Origin of the sequence: Microcoleus sp. (assembly GCF_041354475.1) — a bacterium.
Classification (GTDB): Bacteria; Cyanobacteriota; Cyanobacteriia; order Cyanobacteriales; family Microcoleaceae; genus Microcoleus.
In genome coordinates, this window is the sequence record NZ_JBGJZU010000005.1 from 38,435 (window position 1) to 55,250 (window position 16,816).

General features: G+C 45.7%; 5 protein-coding genes. 1 reads left to right on the forward strand and 4 read right to left on the reverse strand.

Annotation, left to right across the window (positions count from 1 at the left end):
* Positions 1-20 precede the first annotated feature (20 nt).
* Positions 21-761, forward strand: a complete 741-nt coding sequence (locus ACBR23_RS03085; RefSeq protein ID WP_371114621.1) for an SDR family oxidoreductase — start codon at positions 21-23, stop codon at positions 759-761.
* 212 nt (positions 762-973) lie between these two features.
* Here the strand turns inward: ACBR23_RS03085 and ACBR23_RS03090 are convergent, their stop codons facing one another.
* The 4 genes from ACBR23_RS03090 to ACBR23_RS03105 form a co-directional block, all read right to left on the reverse strand.
* On the reverse strand, positions 974-4,195 hold the full coding sequence (locus tag ACBR23_RS03090; protein ID WP_371118697.1) for a beta-ketoacyl synthase N-terminal-like domain-containing protein: 3,222 nt from the start codon (positions 4,193-4,195) through the stop codon (positions 974-976).
* A 128-nt stretch (positions 4,196-4,323) separates the two neighbouring features.
* Positions 4,324-9,948 carry a type I polyketide synthase gene (locus ACBR23_RS03095; protein WP_371118698.1) on the reverse strand — a complete coding sequence of 1,875 codons (5,625 nt, stop codon included), beginning with the start codon at positions 9,946-9,948 and terminating at the stop codon, positions 4,324-4,326.
* 1 nt (position 9,949) lies between these two features.
* Complete coding sequence (locus ACBR23_RS03100; protein WP_371118699.1) at positions 9,950-16,393, reverse strand: SDR family NAD(P)-dependent oxidoreductase; 6,444 nt, start codon at positions 16,391-16,393, stop codon at positions 9,950-9,952.
* A 152-nt stretch (positions 16,394-16,545) separates the two neighbouring features.
* Positions 16,546-16,809 carry an acyl carrier protein gene (locus ACBR23_RS03105; protein ID WP_340522711.1) on the reverse strand — a complete coding sequence of 88 codons (264 nt, stop codon included), beginning with the start codon at positions 16,807-16,809 and terminating at the stop codon, positions 16,546-16,548.
* Positions 16,810-16,816 lie beyond the last annotated feature (7 nt).

Genomic DNA, 16,816 nt, shown 5'->3' on the forward strand with positions numbered 1-16,816 from the left:
TTGAATATTTGGAGATTTGTATGAATAGTCAGACACAACGCTGTGCTCTCATTACAGGTGCAAGTAGTGGAATTGGTAAGGCAACAGCATTAGCTTTTGCCGAAGCTGGAATTGATTTAGCGCTGGTAAGCCGCTCGGGCGAAAAACTTGAACAAGTAGCAGAAGCAGCTAGAAAAATTGGTGTAAAGGCTAAAGCTTTTCCCTTAGACTTAGCCAAAATTGACGAAGTGCGAGAACAGATTAGGGCGATCGATACCACTTACAACCCGATCGATATTCTCGTGAATAACGCCGCGATGGGTTATACTGGGTTATTGCTAGAAACACCTTTAGCAGACTGGCAAAGGGTTATTGATCTAAATCTCACGAGCGTATTCCAATGTACTCAGGGGATTTTACCAGGTATGCGCGATCGTCGGTCTGGAATAATAATTAATGTTTCTTCCGATTCTGGTAAACAAGTTACTGCTGAATGGGGAGCTTACTGTGTCAGCAAATTTGGGTTGATGGCTCTTTCTCAAACCCTAGCTGTAGAAGAACGTGCGCACAATATTCGCGTCAGTGTAATCTGTCCTGGTGCTGTCAATACACCACTTTGGGATACGGAAACCGTCCAAGCTAACTTTGACCGTTCAATCATGTTAACCCCAGAAATGGTGGCTCAGTCAATTTTACATATTGCTCAATTGAACAATGCGGCAGTGATTGAGGAACTAACGCTGGTGCCCAGTTCCATAGTGATTGAGGAACTGACACTGTGAAACCATGTTAACCCCAGAAATAGTGGCTCAGTCAATATCACGGACAACTTTTTCAGCCAACCCTAATTATAGCCTTTCTTAGGTAGATGAGGTACGAATTTTAACCTGGAAAGCTTGACAATACAGGGTTTCTGTATACCTCATCTATCTGAGAACCGCTATAGTAGGCGAAAACACTGCCCCGGAAGCGACTCCGGGGAGCACCTTAACCCCTATTCATCATCAAAGCTTACAAAAGTAGCAAGCACATCTTGAATCAAATAATGAACTAATGCCTCTGCTGTTGGATATTTATAAAACAAAGTTGATGACAATGGGATGCCTATCAAGTTTTGCAAGCGATTTCTTAGCTCTAGGGATGTCATAGAATCCATTCCTAAGTCGAAAAATTCTTGTGATAGGGAGAAAGTCCTATCATGTTTATCTCCCAAAACCTGAGACAATAGAGATTGAATATGAGCAATTAACAGTGCTTTACGTTGCTCTTTCTCAGTTGCCTTTAACTGTTCGACCAAATTGAGTGAAGTTCCTTCTCCCTCTTTCTTTTCGAGAATACCAGCTATCAAAGGTTTATCTTGTGGTTCCCACACCACCTGATCGGCAAAATCTTTGCCAGTGGGCTGCTGAGGTGATGGTTGACCGAGCGAATGGGCAACGCTCTGGGTGCCAGATTGCGTCAGAGGTTGTGTATGTGTCACATCAATCCAGTAGCGCTCTCGCTGCCAAGGATAAGTTGGCACTCCCACTTGGCGGTGGCCATAGTCGCGATGGAAACCGTCCCAATCAATCGCCACACCCCTTACATACAATTGACCCACAGCCTGAAGCACCCCTTGCCAATCGCTTTGCTCTCGCTGTAACGTCGGCAGCCATGTTCCATACTCAGATGGTAAACAATGACGTGCCATACCCAGCAATATTGGCTGGGGCCCCATCTCCACAAATATCTCTACTCCTTCTCTGTGCAATGTCTCCACACCGTCGGCAAATCTCACTGGTTTAACCACATGATCTACCCAATATTCCGGGTCTGCGGGTAAAACAGGCTCAAAATTGCCCGTGACATTGGAGATAAAATTGACTTTGGGTTGGTGGAATGTCACCTCTTGCACCACCTGGCTAAACTCAGCCAGCATTGGCTTCATTAAAGCTGAATGGAAGGCATGGGAAACCTTTAAGCGCTTAGTTTTAATTCCCTTGTGTTCTAACTCCTGCACTACTCGACGTACCGCTTCCCCTTCCCCAGAAATGACGACGCTTTCAGGCCCGTTGATAGCCGCTATGCTTACTAAGTTCGTATCTTTGATTGCTTCTGCCACTTGTTCAACCGAAGCTAACAGAGATACCATTTCTCCGTTAGATGGCAGTTTTTGCATCAACTGCCCTCTGGCAGCAATCATTTTTAATCCGTCTTCTAAGGAGAAAATCCCCGCTATGCAAGCTGCTACATATTCCCCGACACTATGACCGATGACTACGGTTGGTTCTAAACCCCAAGATTTCCACATAGAGGCTAGGGCGTACTCTAAGGCAAATAGCGCTGGTTGCGTATAAGCGGTTTGCTCTAGGAGAGAACTGTCATCGCTTTGGTACAGAACCGAAAGTAACGATTTTTCCTGCTTCCCAATGGCATTTAAAATTTCCTGACAGCGGTCTAAAGCCTGACGAAAAATTGGTTGTGTTTCGTATAGCTCCCGTCCCATACCTACATACTGGGAACCTTGACCTGTGAATAGAAAAGCGATTTGAGTTTGACTTTCGCTCTTGCTACCTTTAAACAGATTGGTGTTTTCTGCTCCTGCTAAATCAGCTAATAATTTTTCCCGTGCTTGAGAAACTGAGTCAGCAACCACAGCTAAACGTTCGTGGAAATGAGTCCGCCGAGTATTAGTTGTGTAACAGACATCAGCCCACTCTAAGTTGGGATGGGTAGCTAAGTGCTTCTCGTAGTTACGAACCATCTGTTCGAGTGCGGGTTTAGTTTTGGCACTAAGAGTGAGCAGGTGTAGGGGGCGCTTCCAAGTTTCTGCCTCACTTTTTGCTGCTACTGGTGGTGCTTCTGAAAGAACAGCATGGACATTGATGCCCGTAAAACCAAAGGAACTAACTCCAGCAAACCTAGTTTTATCTGTTGCTGGCCAGGGTATCTGTTCGCTTGCCACTTTTATTGGCATCTCATCCCAAGCAATATAAGGGCTAGGCTCTTTGAAGTGTAGGTGTTGTGGAATCAGCTCATTTTGTAAGGACAGAACGATTTTGATCAAACCTGCTACGCCTGCGGCTCCTTCCAAGTGTCCGATATTAGTTTTCGCAGAACCTAAGATCAGAGGTTCTTCCCGTTGGCGAAAGACCTTTATCAAAGCATTTGCTTCAATTGGGTCTCCCAGAGAAGTACCTGTACCATGAGCCTCAATATAATTGACATCTTTGGGCTTAATACCTGCATTGGCAAGCGCTCTGCGAATCACATTTTGCTGAGAAGAACCGCTAGGTACAGTTAGACCGCTGGTTCGTCCATCTTGCCCATGCGCTGTGCCTCTAATTAAGGCCAGAATATTGTCACCATCAGCTACTGCATCTGAAAGACGTTTGAGAACGATGATGCCACAACCTTCGCCGCGAGCATAACCATTTGCTCCTGCCGCAAAAGTTTTGCAACGACCATCTGGAGACAGCATTCGGGATTTGCAAAGGTTGAGCCAATATTCCGGCGAGACATATCGCTGTACGCCTCCAGCCAGCGCCAGGTTGCAATCTCCCCTTCGCAAGTTGACAACTGCTAAGTGAATTGCAGCCAATGAAGAAGCACAGCCGGTATCAACGGCGAGACAAGGACCTGTAAAGTCGAAGAAGTAAGAAAGGCGACCTGCCACTGGGCTATAGGCGTTCCCCGATCCTATGTAGAAATCTGTTTCTACAGGGTCTTGTTTGACAAGTTGCCAAACGTAGTCATTGGCACATATCCCAATAAAAACACCTGTCTGGCTGCCTGCCAATTTTTCGGGGACAAATCCAGCGTTTTCTAAGGCTTCCCAAGCTACTTCCATCACCAGTCTATGCTGGGGATCTAAACTTGCTGCTTCTCTGGCGGAAATCCCGAAAAAACTAGCATCAAAATCTTTGGGAGATTGGTTGAGAAATCCTGCACGCCGCATATACACCTTGCCTGGCATATCTGGATCTGGATCGTAATAGGGATCTAGATATGAATGATGACCCTTTGGGGCTTCTCGAATGGCATCTACACCATTGGAAAGTAATTCCCAAAATGCTTCAGGATTATCGGCTTCTGCCAACCGACAACTCATACCAACAATGGCGATCGGTTCGCGTTCTTTCTGCTTTAATCGCTCAACTTCAGCTTGTAAATCGGCTATTTTTTGCGACGCTACCTTCATCAATTGAACATAGCGTTGTTCATTACTTTCACTCATCTGATTAACCCCATTATATGTTGCCTAATTCTTCTGCATTCATTGAATTGATCTGAACATAGCGCTGTTCATTATTTTCAATCATCTAGATACTCATCTAAACGATGAGTATCTAGATTTGGGTTCATCTAGTTAACCCATTGCATACCTAATTGTTCTGCAAATTGTCTTGCAATTTCATCGGCATCATCATTTTCCTCTAGGGGTTGGAATGTAAGGGCTTTACTATCTATCTGGAAAGACTGCTCGGAGACATCTACATCCTCATCTTCATCAGCCTCTTCTATGAACTCCGCCATCAGATAATCAACCAACTTTTTAACAGTTGGATAATCAAAAGTTAGCGTAGCGGGCAAACGACAGCCTAAGCTATTTTGCAAATTGTTTCTCAATTCTACAGATGTCAGAGAACTCATTCCTAAGTCAAAAAACCCTTCCGAAACAGAGAATACGCGATCTTTCTGGTAGCCCAAGACTTTGGATACTTGAGATTGGATGTGAGCCACTAAAAGTGCCTGGCGTTGCTCTTTTTCAGCAGCCTTTACCGTTTCCAGGAAGTTAGGTGCAGTTTTTTGTTGCTCTTTCTTTTGGTCGGTAGTTTTTCGGAGGTCAGTGAAGAACGCACTTTCTACCGTATATTTCGACCAGTTTATTGGCATCGCGCCCACTTGTGGTGCTTTGGCGGTGAACAAGTTAGCAAATAGATGCGCTCCTTGACTCGGCGAAATCATTCCAAAACCTATTGCCTCCCAACGACTTTGAATATTTGCATCCAATCGAGTTGCCATCCCAGAAGTAGCCCAAGGGCCCCAGTTGATGCTGACAGCGGGTAATCCCAATGCGTGTCGGTGATGGCAGAGTGCATCCATAAAGGCATTGGCCGCAGAATAATTTCCTTGACCTAGCGCACCTATAACTGAGGTCATAGAGGAAAAGCAAACAAAGAAATCCAATGGCATTTCTTTGGTCAGTTTGTGCAAGTTCCAAGTACCTTGAACCTTGGGAGCCATGACTTTTGAGAAGCGCTGCCGGTTTTGATCCCTGAGCATCCCATCATCTAAAACACCTGCGACGTGAACTACTCCTCGTAAGGGGATATCGGTTGCGGCAGTTAGCGTTGCTACACTATCGGGTTGAGAAATGTCAGTTTTGACGATCTTCACCAACGCCCCTTTGTCTTCTAACTCCTTGACTCCTGCTTGTGCTTCTGGGGATACTGCTCCTTGTCGTCCCACTAGCAGTAGGTGGCGTGCGCCTTGTTCCACAAGGTAATTTGCCACTTGGAGTCCTAATGATCCTAAGCCACCAGTTATTAAGTAACTGCCTGATGAATCAATTTTTGCTAGGTGGGTGATAGTTTTAGCATCAGCACGTTTCAATCGAGCGACATAACGCTTTCCATCTCGAAAAGCTACTTGCTCTTCTTGCTCTGGGAAGAGGATTTCTTTGAGCAGGATTTCGCTCTCATTAACTTGGTGCGAGGAAAGATCGATACAGACGGTTTCTAGTTCGGGATGTTCTAAAACAATGACGCGGGCTAAGCCCCACAATGGCGATTGTTCTACTTGTAAGGGGGATTTTGTCACTGCTTGGGCATTACGAGTTACCAAGGATAAACGAGGCATCTTTTTGCCCCAATGATGGGGAGGAATTGCAGATAATGCTTGAACCAAATACAACAGACTAGAAGATAGATCCAGTGCTGTTGTTGGCACATCTGATATCTCCAGCTTGCGATCGAGACCCCATAAGTAAACTATCCCACGGCAGACTGACTGCTCTTTCTTGACTATTGCGGAAAGTAGGTTCTGGAAGTCTTTTGGTTCGGAGGGGTTGATTTGATAGCGATCGCCCTCTAATAATGAAAAAGACGCTCCTTGTGAAATTAAAATACAGCGATCGCCCTGTTTTTTGAGAAGGTCAGCTAAGGAGTTGCTTACTTCTCCCCCATCGCTGAAAATCAGCCAACTGCCTGCTTTAGAGGTTTTGTTATTCGTCTTAGCAAATGACGAGCTTTCTGCCAAGACACGCGGTTTTACTTCCCAACCAATTCTGTATAACCAATCATCTGTTTGATTGGCTAGCAGCGCAGTTTGATTAGCACGCCGCACCTGTAAATTAATCAGATCGGCTACTGCTATTCCATTCTCATCAACCAAATGTAAATCGAAAGCAGTCAGCAAACCAGAGTTGCCCTGATTTGATGATTGATGAACGTGACACCAAATGCTTGTACTAGGCTGCTTGAAGAAATTTAGACGCTCTAAACCGACTAGAAAATAAGTCTTGGTATCGCTATCAGGGCCATCTTCAAGAGCCGCCGCCAAAAGCTGCAAGCAACCATCCAACAGCAGCGGATGTAAGCTGTCATTTACACCACTCTCTACCATTTCAGGTAATTTAATCTTACCGAGGACTTCTGGTGAGTCACCCTGAGAACGCCACAACTTCTCAATTACTTGGAAGTTCGGGCCGTACTCTACTCCCAAATCGCTGAATTTTTGGTAATAGCCCTTGATTTCAATCTCTTGGTTAACTTTTTGCTGAACACCAGCCAAATCTAGCGGCGCTTTTGCCACCGGAGCTTGGGCACTCAAAAGATAACCTTGGGAATGGCGAGTCCATGTTTCATTCTCATCAACATTATCTGAGTTTTTGCGGCTGAAAATCCCAAATTCATACCCGGATTCGTTGGATGTTAATACTAATTGAACCGAGACTGTTTCTTCAGGATTCAAAACTAGCGACTGCTCAATCAGAAATTCTTCAACTACTAATTGTGGATGATTCTCCAGCGACCCTGCTCCGAAGATTTGCGCTCCTGCTGCTAACGCTATCTCCACATAAGCAGCGGTGGGGAAAATGACTTTCTCATAGAGAGCATGATCCGCTAAATATGCAGGGAAATCTGAGCTGAGTTGACTTTCAAAAACTATTTGTTGATTTTTCAGCGCTGCACTCCGAATTCGTTGACCCAGTAGAGGATGATGCCCGTTCTGCATTCCCGATTCCGTCTGTGGTTGTCTTTGTGCAGCATCAATCCAGTAGCGCTCTCGCTGCCAAGGATAAGTTGGTACTCCCACTGGGCGGTGGCTAGAGTCGCGGTGGAAGCTCTCCCAATCTATCGCCACACCCCGTACATACAATTGACCCACTGCCTGAAGCAGTCCTTGCCAATCGCTTTGCTCTAGCTGTAGCGTCGGCAGCCAGGTTCCATACCCTAATGGCAAGCACTGACGACCCATCCCCAGCAATATTGGCTGAGGCCCCATCTCCACAAATATCTCTACTCCTTCTCTGTGTAATGTCTCAATTCCAGAGGCAAATTTCACTGGTTTGAGGACGTGATCTACCCAATATTCCGGGTTTGTGGGTAAAACGCGCTCAAAATTGCCCGTGACATTGGAGATAAAGTTGAGTTTTGGTTGGTGGAATGTTACCTCTTGCACTACTTGGCGAAAATCTGCCAGCATTGGCTCCATCAATGCTGAATGGAAGGCATGGGAAACTTTTAATCGCTTAGTTTTAATTCCCTTGCTTTCTAATTCCTGCACTACCCGACGTACTGCTTCCCCTGCACCAGAAATGACGACGCTTTCAGGCCCGTTGATGGCTGCGATGCTTACTGAGTCAAGTCCTTGCAGTGCTTCTACTACTTGTTCAACAGAAGCTAATAGCGATACCATTTCGCCGTTGGATGGCAGTTTTTGCATTAAACTGCCTCTGGCTGAAATCATTTTCAAGCCGTCTTCTAAGGAGAAAATCCCTGCTACGCAAGCCGCGACATATTCCCCAACGCTATGACCGATGACTGCGCTTGGTTCAATGCCCCAAGACTTCCATAATTCGGTTAGGGCGTACTCTATGGCAAACAAGGCTGGTTGGGTGTAAGCAGTTTGCTCTAAAAGGGAATTGTCGTCATTTTCGTAGAGGATCGAGAGTAGCGATCGCTCCTGATTGCCGATGGTATTTAAAATTTCCTGAGAGCGCTCTAGGGATTTCCGAAATGTTGGTTGTGTTTCGTATAGCTTCCGTCCCATCCCTAGATACTGGGAACCTTGACCTGTGAATAGAAAGGCAATTTGAGGTTGACTTTCGCTCTTGCTGCCTCCGTACAGATGAGTGGTTTCCGCTCCTGCCAGATGAGCTAATAATTTTTCCTGTGCTTGAGAAACTGAGTCGGCAACCACAGCTAAGCGTTCGTGGAAATGAGTGCGCCGAGTATTAGTTGTGTAACAGACATCAGCCCACTCTAAGTTGGGATGAGCGGAAGCGTGTTCTGAGTAGTTGCGAACCATCTGTTCGAGTGCGGGTTTGGTTTTGGCACTGAGGGTGAGCAGATGTTGGGGGCGTAGGGCTGTTTCTCCCTCGCTTTTTGCTGCAACTGGCGGTGCTTCGGAAAGGATTATATGAGCATTGGTGCCACTAAACCCAAAGGAGCTGATTCCAGCAATTCGTTGTTTATTGACTGTTGACCAAGGAGTTAATTCAGTGGGCACTTTGATCGGTAGTTGCTCCCAAGCAATGTAAGGGTTCGGTTTCTCAAAGTGCAGGTGAGGCGGAATCTCTTTGTGTTGTAGGGAGAGAACAACTTTGATCAGACCTGCTATACCAGCCGCTGCTTCTGGGTGTCCGATATTAGTTTTAACGGAGCCTACAATCAAGGGTTCTTCCCGATCGCTAAAGAGGCTACCCAAAGCATTTGCTTCAATTGGATCTCCCAAGGAAGTACCCGTACCATGCGCTTCAATATAGCTAACTTCCTTCGGCTTAACACCGGCATTTTTCAATGCCTGACGAACTACTGCTTCCTGAGAAGGGCCGCTAGGTACGGTGAGGCCCCCACTTGCCCCATCCTGATTGAGGGCGGAACCTCGAATTAATGCTAAAACGTTGTCTCCATCGCGGATGGCTTGACTAAGGCGCTTCAAAACAACAACACCACAACCTTCACTGCGGACATACCCATTTGCACTCTGATCAAAGGTTTTACAACGACCATCGGGAGCAAGCATCCGGGCTTTTGTGAAATTGATGCTGAGGCTTGGTCCTAGCAGCAAGTTCACACCTCCGACTAAAGCTAGGTCGGATTCTTTGTTACGCAAGCTGTTTGCAGCCAGATGCACCGCCACGAGGGAGGAAGAACAAGCTGTATCTACTACCATGCTTGCTCCTTTCAGTCCCAAACTATAAGACAAGCGTCCTGCTGCTGGACTCAAAAGGGTTCCTGTGCCTAAGTGAGCATCGATTTGCGATGGCGCTTCCGACAGGCGCATAGCATAGTCAAAGGTGCTAATGGCAATAAATACGCCAGTGGGAGTGCCAAATAGCTTTTCTGATGACTGACCGCCATTTTCTAAGGCCTCAAAACTTACTTCTAGCAGTAGCCGCTGCTGCGGATCAAGAGACATTGCTTCGCGAGGCGAGATCCCAAAGAAGTGAGCGTCAAACTTATCCACTTCCGATAAAAAGCCACCATAACGGCTAGACATCTTTCCTGGCGCATCTGGATTGGGATCGTAGCAGGCATCAATCTTCCATCGGTTGGAAGGTACTTCCTGAATTGCATCTACGCCATTCGATAGCAAATGCCAAAAAGAATCTAGATCTTTTGCACCGGGAAAACGGCAACTCATGCCAATGATGGCAATCGGTTCTTCTTTTGCTTGCTGAACTGCCTGTAGTTTGGTACGTGCTTCCTCCAGGGCGTTGAGCAACTGTACTGTTGTTGGTTTGGCGGGAGTTTGTGTCATGTTAAATATTACCTAGTAGTTTATTGAGTTCTTCGTACTTGCTGGCAAGTAAAATGTCCGCTTCCTCTTCTGGAAGTTCTTCAAATACTTGGGTTGATGTCGTTTGGTCTTCTGTTTGCTGGACACTCATATCCTCTAGAACTAGAACCTCTTGTAGCAGGTAATTCACCAACGCTTCTAAGGTTGGATAGTCAAAGAGTAGAGTTGAGCGCAAAGAATGTTCGACACTTTTTTCCAGATAGTTTCTCAATTCCACCGCCATTAGGGAGTCAAGCCCTAAGTCGAATAAAGACTGGCGCGGCTCAATCCTGGTACTGGCATTTAATCCGATTACATTTCTAATGGTGGAACGAACATGATCCATCAAAATTGTTCGGCGCTCGTTAGCCAGAGTAGCTTTTAGTTGGGAAACTAAAGCTGGTCGTTCTTCAGATGGTGTAACAGTTGTCTGGAAGTTTTCATAGAATGGCGTAATTTTTGGTAGTCGTTCCAAAAATTTCGACCAGTTCATAGGCAGTACCCCTACTCGATCGCAGTCTTCGTCTTTGACCAAGTAGTTTAATGCTTGCAAGCCTTGTTCAGTTGGAATAATACCCCAACCTTGGGCTTTCAAACGACTAGCAAAAGCTGCTGCCATTCCTACCTCACCCCAAGGCCCCCAATTTATGGTTAAACTTGGTAAACCTTGCGATCGCCGATAATGAGCTAAACCATCAAGGAAGGCATTAGCTGCGGCATAGTTGCTTTGACCTGCATTCCCCAACAAAGAGGCAGCGGAGGAAAAACATACAAAGAAGTCCAAGAATAAATCTTGAGTCAAGGTATGCAAGTTCCAAGCTCCTTGTACTTTGGATGCCATGACTTTTTTGAAGCGAGTAGGTGTTTGCTCCTTCAACAAACCATCATCTAAAACACCTGCGGTATGAACAATTCCACGTAAATTAGGGCATTCACTCAGTATTTTTTGGACATCCTCCTGATTAGAAATATCGGCATTAATTACCGAGACTTTAGCACCTGCCTGCTCTAATTTTCTGATAGCTTCATTTGCTGCCTGTTTGACACTGCTTCGTCCTGTCAGAACTAGATGTTTAGCACCTTGTTCTACCAGCCACTCAGCCACCTTTAATCCTAATGCTCCCAATCCTCCCGCAATTAGGTAACTGCTGTCTGGGCGAACCCTTACATTTTCTGGAGTCTGAAAACTTAACACCACTTTACCAATGTGCTTAGCTTGCTGCATATAGCGGAAAGCATTTACAAATTCGGTAATTGGGAAAACTTTGGCCGGTAATGGTTTGAGCTTACCTTCCTTAAAGATAGTCATCAATTCCAGAAACATTGAAGAAATTTGGGCCCCATCCATCTCTCCTAAATCAAAGGGGAAATAAGTAGCATCAGGGCGCTGTGATTGCAATTTCTCCTCATCCCAAATGCCAAGTTTACCGATTTCTACAAAGCGCCCTCCTTGGGTAAGTACGTCAAAGCTCCGATCGATAAACTTGCCAGTTAGACTGTTGAGGATGACATTCACGCCTTTTCCATTGGTGTCAGTCATTATCTGTTCGGCAAAATCAAGGTTGCGCGAGCTGTATATATGTTTAACACCAAGGGACTTTAAAAAATCCCACTTGGGGGGGCTAGCTGTCACAAAAATTTCTGCTCCTTTCAGCTTGGCTAATTGAACAGCCGCTTGACCTACACCTCCAGCCGCATTATGAATCAATACTCGATCATTTGGGCCAATTTGAGCGCATTTGACTAGGCCGTAATAGGCTGTCAAAAAAGTAACAGGAATCGTTGCTGCTTCTTCAAAACTGAGTTCGGATGGTTTAGGAACTACCAATTTTGCTTTAGCCTTAACCGTAGTTGCCAAACTACCTGATGTGTAGGCAATGACGGCATCGCCTACTTTAAAGTCAGACGACTGTTTGCCAACGCGCTCGATCGTGCCTGCACATTCAAAGCCGAACAATATATCGCTGGCTGTTGCAGCAATACCTAAAGACTCCTCAACTTCGCGCATCATGCCTAACGCACGCAGCACATCTCTAAAATTAAGTCCACTTGCCCGAACTTTGATCTCGACTTCATCAGGTGCCAACGTTGGGGCAGAAGCGGGAACCAAAGTCAAGTTGTCGAGCGTGCCGTAGCTGGTCAGTTTCAACGCTACAGGAGCAATGCTTGGTGCCTGTGTGGGGTGGAAAGACTCTAATCTAGCTACATAGCGTGTCCCGTTTCGATAAGCAATTTGGTCTTCTAGATCAGGTGCGAGTAGTTCTTGGAGTAAAGACTTAACCGTTTCAACCGTTTCATCGGAGTGACGATCGGATGGTAAGTCTAAACAGGTGGTGGAAAATTCGGGGTGTTCTAGAGATAGCGTTTTACCTAGTCCCCAGATCGGTGTTTGCCAGAAAGCAACTGTATCATCCTTGAGCGCCGACTGTGCCCCTTGCGTAACCAACCACAATCGAGGGGAAGTCTTTGCTGAAGTCAGAGATTGAACTAGATGCAATACTTGCTCGCAGCTTGAATCGCAGGAGTCATTTTCATCAAGGCTCCAAAGGTAGACTACGCCTTGATAGGATTTACTCGCCAACAATTGCTGCCAGTCGGTTGGGTCTGTCCAGTTAATAGCATATTGCTCTGGCTTGGAGTTCCCATCAGTTGTTTTGGCATAGACGAGGTGCGATCGCTGTCCGCTTCCCTTCAACAAGTCAGCTAAGGTTTCGGCTACACCAGTGCGATCTGCCAAAATTAACCAATCGCCTTTGTTTGTTGTGCTTGCAGTTCCTGCTGTTTTTTGGACTTCTTTCCAGGCAACTTGCACAAGCCAATCTTTCCAGGGTTGCTTCTGCTGTAATGCTTGCAACCGAGCCTTTTTCAGTTGCAGACCGATCGCTTCGACATAAACTTGACCATCTTTCCCAATTAACTGCAAGTCTGCCTTCAGGGTTTCTTGACCGGGCTCTCCATGAAGTTTAACGTAGCTGAAAACCTCGCGGGTAGGATGCTGCCAAAATGTAAAATGCGGATAGGCAACAGGTAAATAAGTTTCTGCAAAGTCAGTAGGCAGAGCTGCTAAAAGGATTTGGAAACATCCATCTAACAGAGCCGGATGCCAATGATAGGGATGGTTGAGAATATTTTTGGGCAGTTGAATTTGTCCGAGGGCTTCTCCTTCAGAACGCCACAAGCGACGCACAGTTTGGAAGCTTCCCTCATAGACCATCCCTCGGGTGGCGACTTGCTCATAGAAAGCTTTTATGTCCTTGTGTTCTTGGAGGTCAGCTTGTAAAGCAGTTAAATTTGCTTTATTGTCTGGAGTTGGGAGCTCTTTCCCTACGCTAATCTTTCCTGCTGCGTAGCGCGTCCAAGTTGTTTCTTCGTTAATGAAGACCAAACTAAAAATTTGCCATGAATAGCCTTCGGGATCGGGGGTCAAGACCAGTTGCAATGTTTGAGGTTCTTCTAGCTTGAGAGCTTTTTCAATTGCTACATCTTCAAAGGCGATCGCACGGTCTCCAAAAAGTTGATTTCCCGCTGCCAAAACCATCTCAAAGTAGGCGGAAGCTGGCATAATTGCTTGACCGAAAGCACGATGTTCTGCTAAGTAGGGCAGATCGTCGGTAGAAAGGTAAGCCTCAAACTGAACTTCTCCTTGTTTGAGTACGGATGAATAAATCCTCTCTTGTAGTAAGGGATGTGCACAGATTTCACTGCTCTTTCTGGCAATACGCTCTTGTCTGACATCAATCCAACAGCGCTCTTTTTGAAAGGGATAAGTTGGTAATACCACTTTGCTACGGTGTTGGGCTTGGAAAAACTCTTTCCAATTGATATTGACACCGCGAACATACAATTGAGCTAAACTTTCCACTACAGTGGATGATTCTGTATCAGGACGGATACTAGGTAGCCATAGAAGGCGTTTTTCCTCATCAACCAGGCAACTAGCTCCCATACCTAAGAGAATTGGTTTAGGCCCGATTTCTACAAAGCATTCTATCCCCATCTTTTGTAGGGTATTCATGCCATCGGCAAATCTCACGGCCTGACTAATATGGCGAGTCCAATAATCAGAGGTTGCTACATCGTCCGTTACTCGATCGCCTGTGAGGTTAGATATCAGGGGTATTGTGGGTACAGAGTATGTCACCTGTGCAGCGACTTCAGCAAAGGGCTTTAATACTGGCTCCATTAGCGGTGAATGGAACGCATGAGAAACTGTTAGCTCATGGGTTTTGATCTGCTTGGTTTTCAGCTCGGCGACTATCGCATCTATGGCATTACTATGACCGGAGATGACTATGCTCTGCGGGCCATTGACTGCGGCTACAGACACCTGTGTACCGTAGGGCGCGATCGCTAGATTTATGAGGTCTTCGCTTGCCATAACGCTGACCATTTTGCCATGCACTTCGTGGGGCAATTGCTGTATTAGTTGTCCGCGAGTTGCAATCAGCTTTAAGCCATCTTCTAAGCTAAACACCCCTGCCACGCAAGCCGCGACATACTCGCCTACACTATGTCCGATCACAACATCAGGTACGATGCCCCAGGATTTCCACAACTGGAAGAGAGCGTATTCAAAGGCAAAAATCGCAGGTTGCGTATAGACAGTGAGATCGATGATGTTTTCTGGTTGATCGGGATAAAGTATTGACGCAATGGGTCGGTCTAAATAAGAACGCAGAATTTCATCGCATTGCTGCAACGCTTGGCGAAAAGTAGGTTGCGTTTCATAAAGTTCGCGTCCCATGTCAACGTATTGGGAACCTTGTCCAGTAAACAAGAAAGCGATTTTAGGCGTTCCTTGGTAAGTATCACCTTGGATCGTGCCTGTAATTTGTTTACCCTTGATAAAAGCATCAAGCTGTTGGGATATATTTGCTTTCGAGTTAGCCACAATAGCTAACCGATTGGCAAAATGGGTGCGTCCAGCGGCGGCTGTATAGCAAATATTTGCTATAGAATCCTCTGTCTTGTCCAAGAAAGTTAAATAACGATGGACGAGATCGGTGAGAGCTTTTTCGCTCTTACCAGATAAAGTAAGTAGATGGTATAAAGGTTCAATTCCCTCGCCAGAAGACTCAACTTGCGGTAGCTGTGGGGCTGCTTCAACAATTACATGGGCATTGGTTCCACTCATACCAAATGCACTTAGGCCTGCCAGTTTTGGTTCATGTTCTGGCCAAGGCATCAGTTCATTTGCTACAGTAATTGGCAATTTCTGCCAAGGAATACGCGGATTAGGTCTATCAAAATGTAAGTTGGGGGGAATCTGGTCATGCTGAAGTGAAAGTACAACTTTCATTAAACTAGCTACACCTGCGGCTGCCCCTAAATGCCCCATATTGGTCTTCATCGATCCAATTACTAATGGATCTTGACGATCTTTACCTAATACTTTTGCTAAGGCTATAACTTCAATTGGGTCGCCTAAAGGCGTTCCGGTTCCGTGTGTCTCCACAAATTGCACCTGATGCGGCTCAATGTGCGCGTTTTCTACGGCTTGGCGCAGCATTGCTTCCTGTGCGGCACTAGCAGGTGTTGTCAGGGTTAAACTGTAACCATCGTGATTGATTGCTGTACTTCTGATCGTGGCCAAGATCGGATCGCGATCGCGAATAGCATCGGAGAGACGTTTGAGAATAACAACACCACAGCCCTCTCCTTGTACGAATCCATCTACTGAATCCGAGAATGTTTTGCAGCGACCATCTTTGGCTAAAACCTTCATTTGGCAGAAGCCAACTGTTAGTTTCGGAGAGAGTAGCAGACTGACACCACCAGCTATAGCCAGATTGCACTCGCGATCGTGCAGGGATTGACAGGCCAAATGGACGGAAACTAATGCTGAGGAACAAGCTGTATCAATTTGCATTGTTGGCCCATGCAAGTCCAATACATAGGCAATTCGCCCTGCTGATAAACTTCGTAAATTGCTCAATGTAGGGTAAGCATTGATTTCACTAGGATTCACCATATAAAAGCGTTCTGCCGAGTAATCATCCCAGTGAATACCGACAAATACACCTGTCTGGCTACCCGCCAAAGATGTAGGTGCAATTCCCGCGTTTTCGAGAGCTTCCCAACTTACTTCTAGAAGCAAGCGTTGTTGTGGATCTAAGTTCGCCGCTTCTCGCGATGCCATCCGAAAAAATTCGGCATCAAACTGTTCTATCTCATTTGTATCTAAGAAAGCCGCAGAACGCACATAAAACTTGCCCGGTGCAGGAGTAGGGTCATAGTATCTCTCTAGATCCCAGCGAGAAGAGGGAATATCTGTTACAGCATTTACGCCATTACGCAACAGTTCCCAGAATGCTTCTGGGGTGTCGGCATTTCCTGGGAAACGGCATCCCATCCCAACGATCGCGATTGGTTCCTTCTGAGGATTTTCGATATCAGAATCATGGTTAGGATGAGTGATTTTGTTCATGATTGATTTTTTTGAGAAGGGTTAAGATTATTGCAAATTAGGATAGACACGAACGGTCAGAAAATTCCAATGTGGAGTTGGAGTCAATTACAAAGAAATGAACGATTAAATCCTATGTTTACTTTTGTCTCAGGGAATAATACCTTCTTCCTTCATACCTGTGACGCCAATTTACCAAGTATATAAGCTTTGATATGGTCAATCGTTTCAAAGTTTTTTAATACGAGTTCTTCAGGCTCCCAAAAAATTCCAAATTCTTCTTCGACAAAGCGCACCAACCGAAAGAGATCCATTGAGTCCACGATCCGTTGCTCTACGATCTTTAAACTATTAGTTAGAACCAAGTTAGGTTGGTCGTATGCCAACTCTTGAGTGATATACTCTTTGAGCATTTGTTCGATCTTTTCTTCTGTCATTGTATTG